The organism is Streptomyces sp. NPDC002520 (assembly GCF_053595235.1).
The window spans coordinates 1-17,985 of the sequence record NZ_JBSFXG010000020.1; the positions used below are offsets into that span (position 1 = coordinate 1).

At 71.1% G+C, this 17,985-nt stretch carries 17 protein-coding genes; 14 read left to right on the forward strand and 3 right to left on the reverse strand.

What is annotated here, in order from left to right; all coding sequences use genetic code 11:
* Nucleotides 1–112: 112 nt before the first annotated feature.
* The 9 genes from ACWD5D_RS25625 to ACWD5D_RS25665 all read left to right on the forward strand — a co-directional run bounded on the left by ACWD5D_RS25625 (nt 113) and on the right by ACWD5D_RS25665 (nt 8,298).
* Nucleotides 113–757: an HAD family hydrolase gene (locus tag ACWD5D_RS25625; protein WP_451375086.1), complete on the forward strand. Its 645-nt coding sequence runs from the start codon at nt 113–115 to the stop codon at nt 755–757.
* 93 nt (nt 758–850) lie between these two features.
* On the forward strand, nt 851–1,597 hold the full coding sequence (locus ACWD5D_RS25630; RefSeq protein WP_451375087.1) for a VC0807 family protein: 747 nt from the start codon (nt 851–853) through the stop codon (nt 1,595–1,597).
* 105 nt (nt 1,598–1,702) lie between these two features.
* A complete protein-coding gene (locus ACWD5D_RS25635) occupies nt 1,703–2,938 on the forward strand; it encodes an MFS transporter (RefSeq protein WP_451375088.1) in 1,236 nt (411 codons plus the stop codon).
* Nucleotides 2,889–4,061: an acetoin utilization protein AcuC gene (locus ACWD5D_RS25640; RefSeq protein WP_451375089.1), complete on the forward strand. Its 1,173-nt coding sequence runs from the start codon at nt 2,889–2,891 to the stop codon at nt 4,059–4,061. Before ACWD5D_RS25635 ends, ACWD5D_RS25640 begins: the two co-directional genes overlap by 50 nt.
* A 498-nt stretch (nt 4,062–4,559) precedes the next feature.
* Nucleotides 4,560–5,375, forward strand: a complete 816-nt coding sequence (locus tag ACWD5D_RS25645) for a phosphatase (protein ID WP_451375090.1) — start codon at nt 4,560–4,562, stop codon at nt 5,373–5,375.
* Between the two features lie 129 nt (nt 5,376–5,504).
* The gene (locus ACWD5D_RS25650) at nt 5,505–5,717 is read left to right on the forward strand and encodes a helix-turn-helix domain-containing protein (protein ID WP_159399367.1); all 213 of its coding nucleotides are present in this window, start codon (nt 5,505–5,507) and stop codon (nt 5,715–5,717) included.
* Between the two features lie 133 nt (nt 5,718–5,850).
* Nucleotides 5,851–5,949 (forward strand): 30S ribosomal protein bS22, encoded by a 99-nt coding sequence (locus ACWD5D_RS25655; protein ID WP_003948845.1) that lies wholly within the window; start codon nt 5,851–5,853, stop codon nt 5,947–5,949.
* A gap of 217 nt (nt 5,950–6,166) precedes the next feature.
* Nucleotides 6,167–7,228: an NAD-dependent epimerase/dehydratase family protein gene (locus ACWD5D_RS25660; protein WP_451375091.1), complete on the forward strand. Its 1,062-nt coding sequence runs from the start codon at nt 6,167–6,169 to the stop codon at nt 7,226–7,228.
* Nucleotides 7,229–7,242: 14 nt separating this feature from the next.
* Complete coding sequence (locus ACWD5D_RS25665) at nt 7,243–8,298, forward strand: lysophospholipid acyltransferase family protein (RefSeq protein ID WP_451375092.1); 1,056 nt, start codon at nt 7,243–7,245, stop codon at nt 8,296–8,298.
* Nucleotides 8,299–8,459: 161 nt separating this feature from the next.
* Here ACWD5D_RS25665 and ACWD5D_RS25670 read toward each other — a convergent pair whose 3' ends face one another.
* The 3 genes from ACWD5D_RS25670 to ACWD5D_RS25680 form a co-directional block, all read right to left on the reverse strand.
* Nucleotides 8,460–9,686: a DUF5667 domain-containing protein gene (locus ACWD5D_RS25670; protein WP_451375093.1), complete on the reverse strand. Its 1,227-nt coding sequence runs from the start codon at nt 9,684–9,686 to the stop codon at nt 8,460–8,462.
* 251 nt (nt 9,687–9,937) lie between these two features.
* On the reverse strand, nt 9,938–10,717 hold the full coding sequence (locus tag ACWD5D_RS25675) for an ECF subfamily RNA polymerase sigma factor, BldN family (RefSeq protein ID WP_451375094.1): 780 nt from the start codon (nt 10,715–10,717) through the stop codon (nt 9,938–9,940).
* Nucleotides 10,718–11,063: 346 nt separating this feature from the next.
* Nucleotides 11,064–12,002: an HAD family hydrolase gene (locus ACWD5D_RS25680; protein WP_451375095.1), complete on the reverse strand. Its 939-nt coding sequence runs from the start codon at nt 12,000–12,002 to the stop codon at nt 11,064–11,066.
* Nucleotides 12,003–12,097: 95 nt separating this feature from the next.
* On the opposite strand from ACWD5D_RS25680, the gene ACWD5D_RS25685 reads away from it, so the two are divergent.
* From ACWD5D_RS25685 to ACWD5D_RS25705, 5 genes are all read left to right on the forward strand, one after another.
* Nucleotides 12,098–12,382, forward strand: a complete 285-nt coding sequence (locus tag ACWD5D_RS25685; RefSeq protein WP_451375096.1) for a glutaredoxin family protein — start codon at nt 12,098–12,100, stop codon at nt 12,380–12,382.
* A gap of 331 nt (nt 12,383–12,713) precedes the next feature.
* A complete protein-coding gene (locus ACWD5D_RS25690; protein WP_451375097.1) occupies nt 12,714–13,475 on the forward strand; it encodes a redox-sensing transcriptional repressor Rex in 762 nt (253 codons plus the stop codon).
* Nucleotides 13,472–15,214: a glutamyl-tRNA reductase gene (locus ACWD5D_RS25695; protein WP_451375098.1), complete on the forward strand. Its 1,743-nt coding sequence runs from the start codon at nt 13,472–13,474 to the stop codon at nt 15,212–15,214. The genes ACWD5D_RS25690 and ACWD5D_RS25695 overlap by 4 nt, the downstream gene beginning before the upstream one ends.
* A complete protein-coding gene (hemC, locus tag ACWD5D_RS25700; protein ID WP_451375099.1) occupies nt 15,211–16,227 on the forward strand; it encodes a hydroxymethylbilane synthase in 1,017 nt (338 codons plus the stop codon). Before ACWD5D_RS25695 ends, hemC begins: the two co-directional genes overlap by 4 nt.
* Complete coding sequence (locus ACWD5D_RS25705; RefSeq protein ID WP_451375100.1) at nt 16,224–17,948, forward strand: uroporphyrinogen-III synthase; 1,725 nt, start codon at nt 16,224–16,226, stop codon at nt 17,946–17,948. Before hemC ends, ACWD5D_RS25705 begins: the two co-directional genes overlap by 4 nt.
* Nucleotides 17,949–17,985 lie beyond the last annotated feature (37 nt).

Sequence of the window (17,985 nt, forward strand, 5' to 3'; positions counted from 1 at the left end):
CTGCAGGGGGGACCCTGTGGGAGAGTAGGACGCCGCCGAACAAATTTTGGGAAAACCCCCGCATCCACGGATGCGGGGGTTTTCTGCGTTCAGGGTCCTTTAGGGTCGAGATATGCGCTACGACCTCATCCTCTTCGACAACGACGGCGTTCTCGTCGACAGCGAGCCGATCTCCAACAGGCTCCTCGCCGAGTATCTGACCGAGTTGGGGCACCCGACGACGTACGAGGACTCCATCCGGGACTACATGGGGGCGGCGATGCACCGGATCCACGACCTGGTGCTGGAGCGGACGGGACAGCGGTTGCCGGACGACTTCGACGACGTCTTCCACGCGCGTGTGTTCGCCGCGTTCGAGCGGGAGCTGAAGCCCGTGGCCGGCGTCGCCGACGTACTGGAGAAGCTGGCCGCCGACGGGGTGCCGTACTGCGTGGCGTCCTCCGGGAGTCATGAGCGGATCCGGGTGGGGCACCGGACGACCGGGCTCGACCGGTGGTTCACCGAGGACCGGATCTTCAGTTCCCAGGACGTCGGGCGGGGCAAGCCGGCGCCGGATCTCTTCCTGTACGCGGCCGAGCGGATGGGCGTCGCCCCGGAACGCTGTGCGGTCGTGGAGGACTCCCCGCTGGGCGTGCGGGCGGCCGTGGCGGCCGGGATGGACGTGTACGGGTTCACCGCGATGACGCCGGCCGAGCGGCTCGCGGGAGCCGGGCAACTCTTCTCCAGCATGGGGGAGTTGGCTGAGCTGCTGGTATGACCGCTGCCATCGGTCGGTGGCTGACAATTGTCATGCGGACCTCCGGACGATCGTTTCTACTGGTGGACACCCTCCGGCCGCGAAGCTGAGGGCATGGCGAAGAACGAGGGCACCAAGAACCCGAGCGTGCTGGACAACTTCAAGCCGCTGCTCCTGGATGTCGGGCTGCCGCTCGGCTCGTACTACCTCTTCAAGGACGCTCTTGGGATGAGCACCTTCGCGGCGCTCGCCTGGAGCAGCGTCGTGCCGGCGGTGCGGACCGTGTGGGGGCTGGTGAGGGAGCGCAGGACGAACGGGCTGGCCGGGCTCATCCTGGTCGTCAACGTCCTCTCGCTGCTGCTCAGCTTCGTGTCCGGCGACCCTCGGCTCATGCTCGCCAAGGACGGCGCGGTCAGCAGCACGGTCGCCCTGGGCGTCCTGGTGTCCGTGGCCCTCGGCCGCCCGATGATGACCGCGGGCATGAAGCCCTTCCTGGTGAAGGGCGACGCGGCCAAGGAGGCCGCCTGGGAGCGGCTGGCGTCGGGGGCGGCGGTCCACTCGGCCGCGTTCCTGCGCAAGGAGCGGACGTTCTCCGTGGTGTGGGGGGTGGCGCTGCTCGCCGAGTGCGTGGCGCGGGTCGTGGGGGCGTACACGATCCCCGTGGACACCATGGTCTGGCTGGGTGGGGTCATGATGGCCGGCGTGCTGGTGGTCACCTTCGTGATCAGTGGCGCTCTCGCCGCCGGGCCGATGGAGCACATGCTCGCCGACGAGGTCGAGGCCCAGGAAGCGGCCGCCGGGACCGCTCGGACCGCTCGGACCGCCCAGACCGCCGGGTCCGGGGTCGTCGTCGCCGCCTGATCCGCTCCGCCGGGTCAGGACGGACGCCCACGCCGCCGAAGTTGAAGAAAATTCATCTTTGGCTGGATCTACCCACAGGTAGCTTGGGGCCCTAGGCTCGCCGCCATGACAGATGTGCTGCGGCGCGGTAGGGCCTCGTTGGCGTTCAGTTTCTTCGCCCAGGGCGCCACCTTCGCCCTCCTCGTGACCCGCATCCCGGCCATCCAGGACCGGTACGGAATCTCCGACGCGCTGCTGCCGGTCTTCCTGGCCGCCGTACCGATCCTCGCCGGGGTCGGCAGCGTGAGCACCGAGCAGCTGGTGAAGCGGATACGGCCCAGCCGGCTGCTGCGCTGGTCGCAGCCGGTGGTGCTGCTGGCGCTGCTGGGGGCCGGGTCGGGTGACCGGATGGCCGGGGTGGCGGTCGCGCTCGGCGCGTTCGGGCTGGCCGTCGGTGCGCTGGACGCCTCGATGAACATGCTCGGGGTGAGTCTCCAGCGGGCGTACGGGCGCAGCATCATGCTCAGCTTCCACGCCGCCTACAGCCTGGGTGGCATCCTCGGGGCCTCGCTGGCCTGGGTGGGGGCGCACTGGCATCTGGCGCTGTGGGTGTCGTATCTGCCGGTGGTGGCCGTGCTGTTGCCGGCGACGCTGGTGGCGAGCCGGTGGTACGTGGACGGGGATCCGGCGCCCGCGGCGGAGCGGGCCGCCGGGCAGGGGCAGGGCGGGGGCGTGGTCTTCAAGCTGCTGCTGCCGCTGTGTCTGGTGATGACCTTCGCGTACATCGGGGACTCGACCGTCTCCAACTGGAGCGCGAAGTACCTGAAGGACGTGCTCGGGAGCTCGGAGCAGCTGGCGACCGTACCGTACAACGTGTACATGGTGACCACGCTGGTCGGGCGGGCCATCGGGGACCTCGGGGTGCGGCGGTTCGGGGCCGTGACGGTCGTACGGCTGGGGACGCTGGTGGCGGCCGGCGGGTTCGCGGTGGTGGCGTCGGCGCCGGGGGCCTGGGTGGGGATGCTCGGATTCACCCTGCTGGGGCTCGGGCTGTGCGTGCTGGTGCCGCAGACGTTCGCGGCGGCGGGCCGGCAGGCTTTTGAAAATCACGGCCCGGGGGCTTCGGACGCGGCCGTCGCGCGCCTGAACATCTTCAATTACGTGGGCTTTCTGGTCGGTTCGCCGCTGGTGGGGGCTTTGGGCGAGGCGTGGAGCTATCGGGGGGCGATGCTTGTGCCGATGGTGTTGGTGCTGGTGACGTTGGTGTACGCCAGGTCGTTCGCCCCTCAACCGGACCGATACGGTGGCGGGCATGAGCGGCCGCGCACAGCTGATGTGGGACCAGGCAGTAACGGGCTATGACTTCGGCCCGGACCATCCGATGGATCCGGTCCGGCTGGAGCTGACCCGCAAGCTCGTGGCGGCTTTCGGGCTGGACCGCGAGCTGGAGGTCGTCGCGGCGAAACCGGCCGGGGACTCGACGCTGCGGCTGGTCCACCGTGAGGACTACATCGACGCGGTGAAGGCCGCGTCGGCGGATCCGGGGTCGGCGGGCGGGGCGTACGGGCTCGGCACGATGGACGATCCGGCCTTCGCCGGGATGCACGAGGTGTCCGCGCTGATCGCCGGGCAGTCCGTGGGCGCCGCGGAGGCGGTGTGGCGGCGGGACGTCGAGCACGCCGTGAACTTCGCGGGCGGGCTGCATCACGCGATGCCCGGGGGCGCGTCGGGGTTCTGCATCTACAACGACGCCGCCCTGGCGATCGCGCGCCTGCTGGAGATGGGGGCGGAGCGGGTCGCGTACGTGGACGTGGACGTGCATCACGGGGACGGGGTGCAGGCCGCGTTCTGGGAGGACCCGCGGGTGCTGACGATCTCGCTGCACGAGCATCCTCGTACGTTGTTCCCGCAGACCGGGTGGCCGCAGGAGACCGGGGCCGGGGCGGGGGAGGGGGCGGCGGTGAACGTCGCCCTGCCGGCCGGGACCGGGGACGCGGGGTGGCTGCGGGCGTTCCACGCGGTGGTGCCGGAGCTGCTCGCGGAGTTCCGGCCGCAGGTGATCGTGACGCAGCACGGGGCCGACACGCACTTCGAGGATCCGCTGGCGCACCTCGCCGTGTCGCTGGACGCGCAGCGGGCCGTGCAGGTGGCGTGCCATGAGCTGGCCCACGAGTACGCCGGCGGGAAGTGGGTCGCTCTCGGCGGCGGCGGGTACGCGGTCGTGGACGTGGTGCCGCGGTCGTGGACGCATCTGGTGGGGATCGCCGCGGGGCGGGAGGTCGCTCCGGAGACGGAGATTCCCGAGGGGTGGCGGCAGGAAGTGTTCGCCCGGACCCGCCAGTCAGGGCCGCGACGGATGACGGACGGGCGGTGGCCGGTGTCCTTCGCCGCGTGGGAGGCGGGCTACGACCCCGCCGACCGCCTCGACCAGGCCGTGCTCGCCACGCGGCGGGCGGTGTTCCCGATGCGGGGGCTGCTGGCGTAGGCGGTCGGGAGGGCGCCCGGGGCGATCGGTGGCACCCGGGGCAATGGGTGGCAGCGTCCGAGGCAGTGGGTGGATGCGGGCCGGGGCGATCGGTGGAGGCGGGCCGAGGCGATCGGTGGCAGCGTCCGGGGCAGTGGGTGGATGGGGGCCGGGGCGATCGGTGGCAGCGTCCGGGGCAGTGGGTGGCAGCGTCCGAGGCAGTGGGTGGATGCGGGCCGAGGCAGTGGGTGGATGCGGGCCGGGGCAATCGGTGGATGCGGGCCGAGGCGATCGGTGGCAGCGTCCGGGGCAGTGGGTGGCAGCGTCCGGGGCAATCGGTGGAAGCAGGCCGGGGCAATTGAGAACGCGCCCGAGGTAATCGGGAAGATGTCCGCGGAGGTCAGGAATGCGTCCCCGGAAGTCTGGAATGCGCCCGAGAAAGAGATGCGGTTGGGCCAACCGTGCGGTTTTCCGGGATCCCCGCCCTGCGACACCCCCCAATGAGTCACCATCGCACCCGTGTTGACCTTCGATGCCCTCCGCGCACATCTGTTGGATGCCCGGCTGGCCGGGGTGGTCGGAACGTCTCGGGAGGTCAGTCTTCGGAGTTATCGGCTGTTCGCGGCGCGGGACCCACGGGCTCTGATCGGGATCGATCCCGAGGGCATCTGGGGGCCGCGGGAATTGCTCGCTCTGATGGCGGACAAGTGCGGGGTGTCGGCCGATCCGCGGCACACCTCGGGATGGGACATGATCGACCCGGAGCGGACGCTGGCCGCGCTGGACGCGTTCGCCGAGCGGATCCGGGGTGCCGCACGCGGCGGTGTTCCGGTGCTGTTCGGCACGGGGCACCCGCACCGGCTGCTCGGGTTCTACGCAGCGCTGGCAGACGCGCTGTCGGCGGCGGGATGTGAGGTTCTCACCCCGGCGCAGGGTCGCTGTGTCGACATATTGACCCGGTTCGGTCTACGCACGCATCATCTGGACTACGTACGAGGTGTTGCGTTGGTGCGGGAACCCGAGGGCGAGCGCCCCGGTTGTGAGCCGGGGGTCCACAGTCATTCGCCGCTGCCGGTTCGGCTCGCGCTGGCCGCCGCCGCCGAGGCCGGCGGGCCGCTGCCCGGACTGGTGATCGGTGATCATGGCTGGGTCTGCGGCGCAGGTCAGCTGGGGTTCGAGGCGATCGGGCTGGCGGACACGGACGATCCCGCGCCGTTCGTCGGCGAGGCCGAGGGCTCCGTGGCCGTCGTCGTTCCGCTTGACGACGGGGTGCAGTCCAGTCATTACGGTCCGCTTACCCGCTACGTACTCAAACGAGCATGTCTGTCACAGTAGGCCTGCGATGGGTGCACCTCTTCCCCACTCGCATCACCCGCCCCTACATTGGGGAGTGAGCACGCAGCGACGAAGAGTCACCGGAAGGGGAAGCCGGTGGCCGTCGAGTGCGGAAGGTTCAGGTGTGTCATGGCTGCAGCTGGCGAGAGGCCTCTGAACGAGGTTCAGTTCCTTACCGTGGCGGAGGTCGCCGCGGTGATGAGGGTGTCGAAGATGACCGTGTACCGGCTGGTGCACAGCGGTCATCTGCCCGCGATCCGGGTGGGGCGGTCCTTCCGTGTCCCCGAGCAAGCGGTCCACGAGTACCTTCGGGAGAGTTTTGTGGGGGTGGAGACGGCCTGACGGCGCTTCCGGGAGGCCCGGAAGGCACCTCGATTACAAGCTCAACGCTCGAGCGGGTAGGCTAGCCCCTCGTAGGTCGTGTGGGCCCATGGCGCCCAAACAACCGAGTGATGAGAAGTGAGCGAGGGTAGTCGTGGGCTCTGTTATCAAGAAGCGGCGCAAGCGGATGGCCAAGAAGAAGCACCGCAAGCTGCTCAAGCGCACGCGCGTTCAGCGCCGCAACAAGAAGTAGGCGGCGTCGCGAGAGCGTGTCTCTGTGGCCCCCCGTCCTGGTGACGGGGGGCCACAGTCATGTCCGGGCTGCCGGGCATATTCCGACTGGGGAATTTCCGTCGCCTCGTGCATCGCGTGGTCATCACAGCGCAACGTCTACCCGCTAAGTTGGCGCACACGGGGAAACGCGGGCTGGGACCAGCTTTCGCACGAGGTCGGGAAGGAAGGCGCTGATCTTGGGGAAGGTCGTGCTCGTCACCGGAGTGGCCCGGCAGCTGGGCGGCCGTTTCGTGCGCCGGATCCAGCGGGACCCGGAGGTCGACCGGGTGATCGCCGTGGACGCGGTGCTGCCGGCGCACCAGTTGGGCGGGGCCGAGTTCGTCCAGGCCGACATCCGGCAGCCGACGATCGCCCGGGTGCTCGCGGAGACCGGCGCCGACACGGTCGTCCACATGGACGTGACCGGCATCGCGCTGGGCGGCGGCAGCCGGGCCTCGGTCAAGGAGACCAACGTCATCGGCACCATGCAGCTGCTCGGTGCCTGCCAGAAGTCGCCGAACGTGCGGCGTCTGGTCGTGAAGTCCAGTACGAACGTCTACGGGTCCGCGCCACGCGATCCGGCCGTCTTCACCGAGACGACCTCGGCCAAGTCGCTGCCCAGCGGCGGGTTCGCCAAGGACGCCGTCGAGGTCGAGGGGTACGTGCGCGGGTTCGCGCGGCGGCGGCCGGACGTCGCCGTGTGCGTGCTGCGGTTCGCCAACATCCTCGGGCCGACCGCGGACACCCCGCTCGCCGCGTACTTCTCGCTGCCGGTCCTGCCGACCGTGTTCGGCTACGACCCCCGGCTTCAGTTCGTGCACGAGGACGACGTCGTCGAGGTGCTGCGCATCGCCGCGCACGAGCCGCGCCGGTCCACGCTCAACAGCGGAACCTTCAACATCGCCGGAGACGGGGTGCTGTTGCTGTCGCAGTGCTCGCGGCGGCTCGGCCGGCCGACGGTGCCGCTGCTGCTGCCCGCGGTCACCTGGACCAGCTCCCTGGTGCGGACGCTCGGCATGAGCGACTTCTCGCCGGAGCAGATCCGGCTGCTCACGCACGGGCGAGTGGTGGCCACCGACCAGATGCGCGAGACCCTGGGATTCACGCCCAGGTACACGACGGCTGAGACGTTCGCGGACTTCGCGCGCAGCCAGGGCCCGGGGCTGCTGCCGCCGGAGGCCCTCGCCACGGCCGTCGACCGGATCGCCGCGCTGTCCGCGCAGAGCGGCGGCCACACCCCGAAGCACAGCGCCGACTGAGGAGCGCAGCAACCATGGCGGACGCCAAGGTCATTCCGTTCGACGACGACCGCTCCCGCGGGAGTGCCGTGCCGCGCCCGGCCCGGCGCCGGGGCGCGGGCGGCAGGCGCGGCGGCGCCGGGGAGGTCGCGCCGGCCGGTTCGGTCCAGCCCCTGCCCACCAGGAGCGTTCCGCAGGATGATGATCCCGTGACCCAGGAGGAACAGCCGCCGGCCGAGCCGCACGACGACGGCGGACTGGAGCGGCGCGTCGCGAGCGGCCTGGCCTTTCTGCGTCGCCGGCTGACCGGCGACTACGAGGTCGACGACTTCGGCTACGACGAGCAGCTGACCGACCAGGTCCTGATGTCGCTGCTGCGGCCGGTGTACGAGAAGTACTTCCGGGTCGAGGTGAAGGGCATCGAGAACATCCCGGCCGAGGGTGGTGCGCTGATCGTCGCCAACCACTCCGGGACGCTGCCGCTGGACGGCCTGATGATGCAGGTCGCCGTCCACGACCACCACCCCGCCGGCCGGCATCTGCGGCTGCTCGCGGCCGACCTCGTCTTCGTGCTGCCGGTGGTCAACGAACTCGCCCGCAAGCTGGGCCACACCCTCGCCTGCTCCGAGGACGCCGAACGGCTGCTGGGGCAGGGGGAGCTCGTCGGCGTGATGCCGGAGGGTTTCAAGGGCATCGGCAAGCCCTTCGGTGAGCGGTACAAGCTCCAGCGGTTCGGCCGGGGCGGTTTCGTCTCCACGGCGCTGCGTCAGGGCGCTCCGATCATCCCGTGCTCGATCGTCGGGGCCGAGGAGATCTATCCGATGATCGGCAACGCGAAGACCCTGGCGCGGCTGCTGGGCTTCCCGTACTTCCCGCTGACCCCGACGTTCCCCTGGCTCGGCCCGCTCGGCGCGATCCCGCTCCCCACCAAGTGGACGATCCAGTTCGGCGAGCCGATCCCGACGGACGGCTATCCGCCGGAGGCGGCGGACGACCCGATGCTGATGTTCAACCTGACCGACCAGGTCCGCGAGCAGATCCAGCACACGCTGTACAAGCTCTTGGTGCAGCGGCGGTCGGTGTTCTTCTGAGTCCTGGCCGTCCGCGTCCTGGTCGTCCGCGCGCAGGGCGCCACGGAGCCCCGCGCGCAGGGCGCCACGGCGCTCTTCGCACGGACGGCATTGCCTGTACGTACGACGATGGGGCGCCCCTGCTCGGAAAGGGGCGCCCCACCGCGTCGTTGCCGTACGGGCTAGTTCGCGTCCTGGCTGTCGATGCCCAGGCCGGGGAGAAGCCCTGGCAGGAGCGGTGGCAGGGTGATGTCCGGCTGGGCCGTCGGCGACTTGCCGGTGGACGGTGAGCTGCCTTCGGAGCCGGTCTTCGGCGGGTCGAGCAGGCCGCCCGTGGTGCCCCCGATCAGGCCGTCGTCGGCGGCGCCCGTGGCCGAGCCGCTGGGGCTGCCGGGATTCGCGTGCTTGCCGGAGGGCGGCGTGTCACCGCTGCTCGGGGCCGTCGACCGGTGGGTGCCGGACGAGGCGTCGGAGGATGCCGAGCCGGAACCCTGCCGTGTGCCGTCGCCGGGTTCGGAGGACGGCGGCGGGAGCAGCGACTGCAGCGGGCCGACCTCTTGGTCTATGGCGTCGAAGACGGACGACACCTGGTCCCTGACGTCCCCCAGTTGCACGGGCAGCCTGTCGCTGAGCGCGCTCCAGACCTGGCGGTGGGACCGGGAGAAGGCGGAGAGTGCCTGGATGGGGCCCAGGGACTCGGGGTCGGCCTCGTAGGCGGCGTGCAGCAGGCGGTGCCCTTCGGTCACGTCGTGCTGCATGCCGGACAGGGTGTGGCGGATCTCGCCGATGGACTCGTGGTCGAGCTGACCACCGCGGTCGCGCTCCATGAGCCGGCGGGCCTCGCTCAGCCGGGTGGAGGCCTGGTCGAGGTAGGTCTGGCCGCGCTCACCGTCGCCGTCGCTCAGGTAGTTGAGCCTGAAGTCCTCGATGCCGCGTTTGAGGCCGTACAGCGAGTCGCCGGGCAGCGAGTCGGAACTCGCGGCGGCCACTCCGCCGAAGGCCCCGGCGGCCACGCCGACGCTGAGCCCACCCGCGGTGAGTCCCTTGGCCAGCCGGGAACGCGGTCGCAGTTTGCCCAGCGAACTCGCCCGGTGCGCGCCCCGGCCCCGCGACCTCTGCCCCGGCACCGACGCATCCGCCGCCGTGCCCTCCTGGAGCATGGCCTCCATCGCGGCCACCAGCTGGGCGCGCTGGACGGCCTTGACCTCGGGGTCGAGCTGCGGCCTGGGCAGTGCACCGAGATCCGCCGCGAGGGCCAACAACTCGCCCTGTTGCGTCTGTTCCTCGGGCGTCGGCGGTGATGCCGACGGTGCTGTGGACTGCTCGGCCGCCGTGTCCCGGTCGGACTGCTCCTCCAGGGCCTGGGCGAAGGCGTTCGCCCGCCGGTGGGTTGATACGTTCGCGATCACAGGCGGCACCTCCTCTCGTCATGACGGTCGACTCCCCAGGGGGTCCTGAGGGTTGCACGCCCACGACCACTTCCACACGATCGAGTGATCGGGGTCGGCCGGGACGTGACCACAGGGAGCCTGTATCCCGCACAACGAGCGGCTCGGCACTTGGGTTACGGACGCCGGATGATCCGATCAGAAAGTCAACACGCTTTCACCGAACGTGAGTTGACAGTCACTGGGTGTGGTGGCGGCGGCGTGGGTGCGGCTCAGCGTGCGTCGTCCGGCAGGAGCCGGGCGAGGGTACGGACGGCCCGGTACTGGAGCGTTTTGATGGCCCCCTCGTTCTTGCCCATCACCCGGGCGGTCTCGGCGACCGAGAGGCCCTGGAGGAAGCGGAGCGTCACACACTCCTGCTGCTGGGGATTGAGCCGGCGTACGGCGTCCAGCAGGGCGGCGTTGGAGAGGGACTCCAGGACGGAGTCCTCCGGGGAGCGCTCGACCTCGTTGGCGTCGAGCATCTCGCCGGTGGTGACCTCCAGGCGGAAGCGGCTGGACTTGAAGTGGTCGGCGACGAGGTTGCGGGCGATCGTCACCAGCCAGGCGCCGAAGTCGCGGCCCTGCCAGGTGAAGGTGCCGATACGGCGCAGGGCCCGCAGGAAGGTCTCACTGGTGAGGTCCTCGGCGGTCGCCTTGCCGCCCACCCGGTAGTAGATGTACCGGTACACCGTGTCGCTGTACTGGTCGTAGAGCCGCCCGAAGGCCTCGGCCTCCCCCGCCTGGGCGCGCTCGACGAGGTCCATCATCCGGGCGCTGTCGCTGTCGGCGGCAGGGCGGCGGGCGGTGGCGGTGCCGGCGGAACGGCCGCGTCTGCTGACGGCGGCGCTCCCTTCGGCCAGTGCGTAGCACGGGCCTACGGGCGCGGCGGTGGCGAAGGCGGGGACGGCGTACGCGGTCGGGACGAGGCCGCGCAGCGTCTCTTTGACCGTTGAGACTGTTGCGCGCAGCGTAGCCAGGCCCGAGGCGTCAACCCCGACGTGTGGGTACACGGGACTCCCAGAGGCAGAGCTTCCATCACGTGCAGTGCGGGACCGTTCACCCGTCGTGGCGACGGATGGGTACCGGTTTGCGTCTGAGGAGAATAACGCTTCGTGCAGGCGCTGCTACGCCGAGTTGCTCAAATCGTCGATTGCGTCGCTTATGTTGCCGATTGACGGCTCATCAAGTTGCGAGATGTGACCGGTTGTTGATCGGAACGACGCCGGTTTCTGCGAAAGCTGGGGCGTGTTGGGCAGGCGGCGCCATAATTCGGGCGCGCGGGTGTGGGGATGGGCGTTTCGGGGCAGGGCGGACCCCACCCCGCACCCGGTGTACGGCGTCAGCTGCTGCGCAGGGTCACCGGCGACGCCGGCTCAGGGCGATGGCCGCGGCCGTGCCGCCGGCGACCGCGCCCACGCCCGCGGCGGCGGGGATGCCGACCTTCGCCGCCTTGCGGCCGGTGCGGTAGTCCCGCAGGCGCCAGTCCTTCTCGCGGGCGTGTCTGCGCAGCTTGGAGTCGGGGTTGATGGCGTAGGGGTGGCCGACCAGGGACAGCATCGGGATGTCGTTGTGGCTGTCGCTGTAGGCGGCGCAGCGGGAGAGGTCGAGGCCCTCCGCCGCGGCGAGGGCGCGTACCGCCTCCGCCTTCGCCGGGCCGTGCAGCGGCTCGCCCACCAGCTTGCCGGTGTAGACGCCGTCGACCGACTCGGCGACCGTGCCGAGCGCACCGGTGAGGCCGAGGCGGCGGGCGATGACCTGGGCGATCTCGACGGGTGCGGCCGTGACCAGCCAGACCTTCTGGCCGGCGTCCAGGTGGGCCTGGGCCAGCGCCCTGGTGCCCGGCCACATGCGGTCGGCCATGTACTCGTCGTAGATCTCCTCGCCGATCGTCTCCAGCTCGGCGACGCGGTGACCCTTCACGATGGACAGCGCGGAGTCCCGTACGTCCTGCATGTGGTCGGGGTCCTCGACCCCGGCGAGCCGGAACCAGGCCTGCTGCCAGGCGAACCGGGCCAGGTCGCGGGTCTCGAAGAACTTCCGCTTGTACAGGCCCCGGCCGAAGTGGAAGATCGCGGCGCCCCGCATCACGGTGTTGTCGAGATCGAAGAAGGCGGCGGCCCTGTCGTCGCCGATCACCGGGAACTCCGGTTCCTGGTCGGCGGCCTGCTGGGCGTCCTGCGCCTCCTGCGCCTCCTGCGAGGACTTGCGGGCGGCCTCCGCCGAGGCCTCGCCTGCCAACACGCTCCGCGCCGTGGCGGAGCGCCTACGGGGAGTGAGCCATCCGAGAGCGGCCATGCGGTGAGCATAGCCAGTCGGTTGGGCACTTCCGGAGTCGAGAGGTTTGAACGGTGTGAACTCTCCGCGACCGCGTCGTTAAAGGAAGCGCGAGAATGGCCGGCATGAGCCCTCTCTTCCGGCGCAAGGCCGCACCTCAGGAGCGGTTGGTCACCCTCATCCGCAAGCCCGGCTGCCATCTGTGCGACGACGCGCAGACCGTGATCGAGAAGGTCTGCGGCGAACTCGGCGTCCCCTGGGAGCAGAAGGACATCACCCAGGACCCGGAGCTGCACGACCAGTACTGGGAGCAGATCCCCGTGGTCCTCGTCGACGGCCGCCAGCACACCTTCTGGCGGGTGGACGAGGGGCGTCTGCGCAAGGAACTGACCGGGGGCTGACCCAAGCCCCGACCGGAAGTGACCGCTGATCGACCGGAAGGCGGCCGGGCGATGGCCATGAGATGAACGGTGACTGACTGGGCAGTACAAGTCGGGGTCGAATGTCGCTTAGGATCGACGATGGTCTGGTCTCGGGGGCGTGATTCATGAGGAGTGTGTCGCTTTGCCCCCTGGCAGGGTCCCGGGATCGACGCGCGTGACCCCGGTCACGTTCGCCGGGCAAAACGGACACCATCTTTGTGCACGCGTTCACAAAGACATAGCCTGCTGTCGACGGGGCGGTCTGGGGACGTATGACCGCCTGCAGCCCCGCTCTACCCGCAGGAGCACCGTGGCAACTGGCCGAACACACCGACCGGCGACCCGTAGCCGAGGGATTCCCGAGGCCACCGTCGCCAGGCTTCCGCTGTACCTCCGAGCCCTGACCGCACTGTCGGAGCGCTCGGTGCCCACGGTCTCCTCCGAGGAACTGGCCGCGGCCGCGGGGGTCAATTCCGCCAAGCTGCGCAAGGACTTCTCCTACCTGGGCTCCTACGGAACGCGCGGTGTCGGCTACGACGTGGAGTACCTCGTCTACCAGATCTCCCGCGAACTCGGCCTGACCCAGGACTGGCCGGTCGTCATCGTCGGTATCGGTAACCTCGGCGCCGCCCTCGCCAACTACGGCGGGTTCGCCTCCCGTGGCTTCCGGGTCGCCGCGCTGATCGACGCCGACCCGGCGATGGCCGGAAAGCCCGTCGCGGGCATCCCCGTCCAGCACACCGACGACCTCGAGAAGATCATCAAGGACGACAGGGTCTCCATCGGCGTCATCGCCACCCCGGCCGGCGCCGCCCAGCAGGTCTGCGACCGGCTCGTGGCCGCCGGGGTCACCTCCATCCTGAACTTCGCGCCGACCGTGCTGTCCGTCCCGGACGGCGTCGACGTGCGCAAGGTCGACCTCTCCATCGAGCTGCAGATCCTCGCCTTCCACGAGCAGCGCAAGGCCGGCGAGGAGACCGCCGCCGGCGACGGCGCGCTGCCCGCCGCCACCACCCGCGAGGACGCCGACCAGGGACCCGACGGGGACGTACCCGCCGTGATGCCGGCATGAGCCTTCTCGTCGTCGGCCTGAGCCACCGCAGCGCACCCGTGAGCGTCCTGGAGCGGGCCTCGCTGAACGCGGACGCCCAGGTCAAGCTGTCCCACGACACGGTCGCCGCCGAACCGGCCACCGAGGCCGCCGTCCTCGCCACCTGCAACCGCATCGAGCTGTACGCCGACGTGGACAAGTTCCACGCCGGGGTCGCGGAACTGTCCACGCTGCTCGCCCAGCACAGCGGCGTCGGCCTGGAAGAGCTCACGCCCTACCTGTACGTGCACTACGAGGACCGCGCCGTCCACCACCTGTTCTCGGTGGCCTGCGGACTGGACTCCATGGTCGTCGGCGAGGGCCAGATCCTCGCCCAGATCAAGGACTCCCTGGCCCGCGCCCAGGACCTGCACAGCGCCGGCAAGCTGATCAACGACCTGTTCCAGCAGTCCCTGCGGGTCGGCAAGCGCGCCCACTCCGAGTCCGGCATCGACCGCGCCGGCCAGTCCCTGGTCACCTTCGGCCTGGAGCAGCTGGCCGCGGGCGGCGACGTCCGGGACTGGGCCGCGGGCAGGAAGGCGCTGGTCATCGGCGCCGGGTCGATGTCCTCACTGGCCGCCGCGACCCTCGCGCGGGCCGGGGTCGCCGAGATCGTGGTCGCCAACCGCACCTTCGAGCGCGCCGAGCGGCTCGCGCACCTGCTCGAAGAGCAGTACGGACACGGCCGCGCCGAGGCCGACGACAACGCGGTGACGGCCCGTGCGGTACGGATGGACGCCGTACCGCACGAGCTGACACGTGCCGACGTCGTCGTCTCCTGCACCGGCGCCACCGGCCTGGTACTGACCGCCGAGGCGGTCGCGCAGGCCGTCGAGGGCCGCGTCGGCGAGCCCGTCGCCGACACCGCTCCCCCCGCACTGAAGCCCGCCGCCCCGGCGGCGCCCGCCGGCACCGGAACCGAGGACGCCTGCCCGGTGGACCTGGCCACCGTCCAGGGCGCGACCGGCTTCTCCGTGATGGGCGAGGCCGCCGTGGCCGGCATGGACGCGGCCACCCTGGAGCAGCACGCGGCCTGGGTCGCGGGCGGCACCGTGGACCGGCGCGAGGGCTCGCGCCGCGCTGCCGAGACCGAGGCCCGTACCCCCGAGGACGACGCCGAGCTGATCAGCGCGCTCGCCGCGACCGCGGCCACCGTCGGCCGCGTCCCCGAGCACCGCAAGCCCGAACCGGTCGCCGAGATCCCGCGCCCGGCTCCGGCCGTGTACCTCCTCGACCTCGCCATGCCCCGCGACATCGACGCGGCCGTGCACCGGCTGCCCGGGGTGCGGCTCGTGGACATCGAGTCCCTCGCCGAGGCCTCCGCCGACGCGCCGATGGCGGCCGACGTGGACCAGGTCCGGCGTATCGTCTCCGACGAGGTCGCGGCCTTCGGCGCGGCACAGCGGGCGGCACACATCACGCCGACCGTCGTCGCGCTGCGCACCATGGCCGCCGACGTCGTCGCGGGTGAGATCGCGCGCCTCGACGGCCGCCTGCCCGACCTGGACGAACGCCAGCGCGGGGAGATCCGCCAGGCCGTGCACCGGGTCGTGGACAAGCTGCTGCACGCGCCGACCGTACGGGTCAAGCAGCTCGCGGCCGAGCCCGGCGGCGCCGGGTACGCGGACGCGCTGCGCACCCTGTTCGACCTCGACCCCGAGACGGTCGCCTCCGTCTCCCGGGCCGAGGACAGCACAGACGAGAAGGACCGACCGGCATGAGTGAGAAGGCACCACCACTGCGACTGGGGACACGGCGGAGCAAGCTCGCCATGGCCCAGTCCGGACAGGTGGCACAGGCCGTGAGCCAGGTGACCGGCCGGCCCGTCGAACTGGTCGAGATCACCACGTACGGCGACGTCTCCCGCGAGCACCTCGCGCAGATCGGCGGCACCGGCGTGTTCGTCACGGCGCTGCGCGACGCGCTGCTGCGGGGGGAGGTCGACTTCGCGGTTCATTCGCTCAAGGACCTGCCGACCACGCAGCCCGAGGACCTGGTCCTGGCAGCCGTCCCGGTGCGCGAGGACCCGCGGGACGCGATCATCGCCCGGGACGGGCTGAAGCTCACCGACCTCGCCGCGTCGTCCGCGCACGGGGTCGCCCGCATCGGCACCGGCTCGCCGCGCCGCATGGCGCAGCTGAACGCGTACGCCCGCGCCCACGGACTGGCCATCGAGACGGTCCCGATACGCGGCAACGTCGACACCCGGATCGGGTACGTCCACCAGGGCGAACTCGACGCCGTCGTGCTCGCGGCCGCCGGACTCAACCGGATCGGCCGGATCGACGAGGTGACCGACTTCCTGTCGGTCGACACGATTCTGCCCGCCCCCGGCCAGGGGGCACTGGCGATCGAGTGCGCCGCGTCCGACGCGGCACTCGTCGCCGCGCTCGGCGAACTCGACGACCCGTTCACGCGGGCCGCCGTGACCGCCGAGCGATCACTGCTCGCCGCCCTGGAGGCCGGCTGCTCCGCCCCTGTGGGCGCGCTGGCCGACCTTCCCCCACTCTCGGCTCCGCTCGAGCGGGGGGACCCCCAGGCCGACAGGCAGATTGTCAAGGAAATGCGCCTGCGTGGCGTCGTCGGCACGACCGACGGCACGCGCATGGTGCAGCTGTCCACCACCGGTCCCGTGCCCCACACGCACGAGCAGGCGGAGGCACTCGGTCGCGAACTCGCCGCCGAGATGCTCGCCCAGGGCGCGGCCGGTCTGATGGGGGAGCGAGCACATTGAGCCCCACCACCCTTCCCACCGGCCTGGAACACGGGCACGTCACCTTCCTCGGTGCCGGACCCGGGGATCCGGGACTGCTGACTCTGCGCGCCGTGGAGGCGCTGTCGACCGCGGACGTTCTGATCGCCGAGCACGAGGTGCTCGACGTGATCCGGGCGCACGCCCGGCAGGGCGTCTCCGTCGTACGGACAGACGTCGCGCCGACGAATTCAGCCCCTTCTTCGGTCTCGCCGCCGGGCACGGGCACGCCCCAGCTGACGGTCGTTGACGGCACGTCAACAACCGCCGCTGTCCCGGCTGCTGCCCGGGATGCCGTTCATCTTGTCATGGAGGCCGCGCGGGGCGGCAGGCGGGTCGTCCGTGCGGTGTCGGGGGACCCGGGACTGGACACGTACGCGGCCGAGGAGATGCTCGCCTGCGCCGCGGCCGGGGTGCCCTTCGAGGTCGTCCCGGGTGTCGCGGCCGCGGTCGGCGTGCCCGCGTACGCCGGTGTGCCGCTGCGGGACGCGCACGGCGCGGACGTCCGGTTCGTGGACGCCCGTACCGCCTCCGACCGCTGCTGGACGGAGGTGGGCGCCTCCGACGGCACGGTGGTCGTGTCCACGACGCTGGACGCGGTGGCGACGGCCGCCGGCGAGCTGGTGTCGGCGGGCCGCAAGCCGGACACCCCGATGACGGTCACCGTCGCCGGTACGACGACGCGCCAGCGCACCTGGACCGCGACGCTCGGCACCATCGCCCAGACCCTGAAGCAGGCGAAGGTCCTGCCGTCCCCGGACGGCGGCCGGCCGGTGATAGCCGTGGTCGGTGAGCGTTCCGCCGCCGCCCAGCGCGACCAGTTGTCGTGGTTCGAGTCCAAGCCGCTCTTCGGCTGGAAGGTGCTCGTCCCGCGTACGAAGGAGCAGGCGGCGTCGCTCTCCGACCAGCTGCGGTCCTACGGCGCCGTGCCGCACGAGGTCCCGACGATCGCGGTGGAGCCCCCGCGCACCCCGCAGCAGATGGAACGCGCGGTCAAGGGCCTGGTGACGGGCCGCTACGAGTGGATCGCCTTCACGTCGGTGAACGCGGTCAAGGCGGTCCGCGAGAAGTTCGAGGAGTACGGTCTCGACGCCCGTGCCTTCGCGGGCATCAAGGTCGCCGCGGTGGGCGAGCAGACCGCCAACGCGCTGATCGCGTTCGGCGTGAAGCCGGACCTGGTGCCGAGCGGCGAGCAGTCGGCGGCCGGTCTGCTGGAGGACTGGCCCCCCTACGACCCGGTCTTCGACCCGATCGACCGTGTCTTCCTCCCTCGCGCCGACATCGCGACCGAGACCCTCGTGGCCGGTCTGATCGAGCTGGGCTGGGAGGTCGACGACGTCACCGCCTACCGCACCGTGCGCGCCTCGCCGCCGCCGGCGGACACCCGCGAGGCGATCAAGGGCGGCGGCTTCGACGCGGTCCTCTTCACGTCCTCGTCGACCGTCCGGAACCTGGTCGGCATCGCGGGCAAGCCGCACAACGTGACGGTGATCGCCTGCATCGGTCCCGCGACGGCGAAGACGGCCGAGGAACACGGCCTGCGGGTCGACGTCATGGCCCCGGAGCCCTCCGTCCACAAGCTGGCGGAAGCCCTGGCCGACTTCGGCCTGAAGCGCCGCGCCACCTGCCTGGAGGCGGGCGACCCGGTGACGCGGCCGAGCGAGCGGCGGCCGGGGGCGCGTAGGCGTCGTACGACGACGTGAGGCCCGGACGCCGTACGACGGCTTGACCGTACGACGA

What these genes read in the sequence shown, in the direction of transcription:
- ACWD5D_RS25630 (WP_451375087.1), top strand. Translation starts at nt 851, where the DNA reads ATGGCGAAGAACGAGGGCACCAAGAACCCGAGCGTGCTGGACAACTTC.
- hemC (WP_451375099.1), top strand. Translation starts at nt 15,211, where the DNA reads ATGAGTGAGAAGGCACCACCACTGCGACTGGGGACACGGCGGAGCAAG.
- ACWD5D_RS25650 (WP_159399367.1), top strand. Translation starts at nt 5,505, where the DNA reads ATGGCTGCAGCTGGCGAGAGGCCTCTGAACGAGGTTCAGTTCCTTACC.
- ACWD5D_RS25635 (WP_451375088.1), top strand. Translation starts at nt 1,703, where the DNA reads ATGACAGATGTGCTGCGGCGCGGTAGGGCCTCGTTGGCGTTCAGTTTC.
- ACWD5D_RS25695 (WP_451375098.1), top strand. Translation starts at nt 13,472, where the DNA reads ATGAGCCTTCTCGTCGTCGGCCTGAGCCACCGCAGCGCACCCGTGAGC.
- ACWD5D_RS25625 (WP_451375086.1), top strand. Translation starts at nt 113, where the DNA reads ATGCGCTACGACCTCATCCTCTTCGACAACGACGGCGTTCTCGTCGAC.
- ACWD5D_RS25685 (WP_451375096.1), top strand. Translation starts at nt 12,098, where the DNA reads ATGGCCGGCATGAGCCCTCTCTTCCGGCGCAAGGCCGCACCTCAGGAG.
- ACWD5D_RS25665 (WP_451375092.1), top strand. Translation starts at nt 7,243, where the DNA reads ATGGCGGACGCCAAGGTCATTCCGTTCGACGACGACCGCTCCCGCGGG.
- ACWD5D_RS25680 (WP_451375095.1), bottom strand. Translation starts at nt 12,002, where the DNA reads ATGGCCGCTCTCGGATGGCTCACTCCCCGTAGGCGCTCCGCCACGGCG.
- ACWD5D_RS25640 (WP_451375089.1), top strand. Translation starts at nt 2,889, where the DNA reads ATGAGCGGCCGCGCACAGCTGATGTGGGACCAGGCAGTAACGGGCTAT.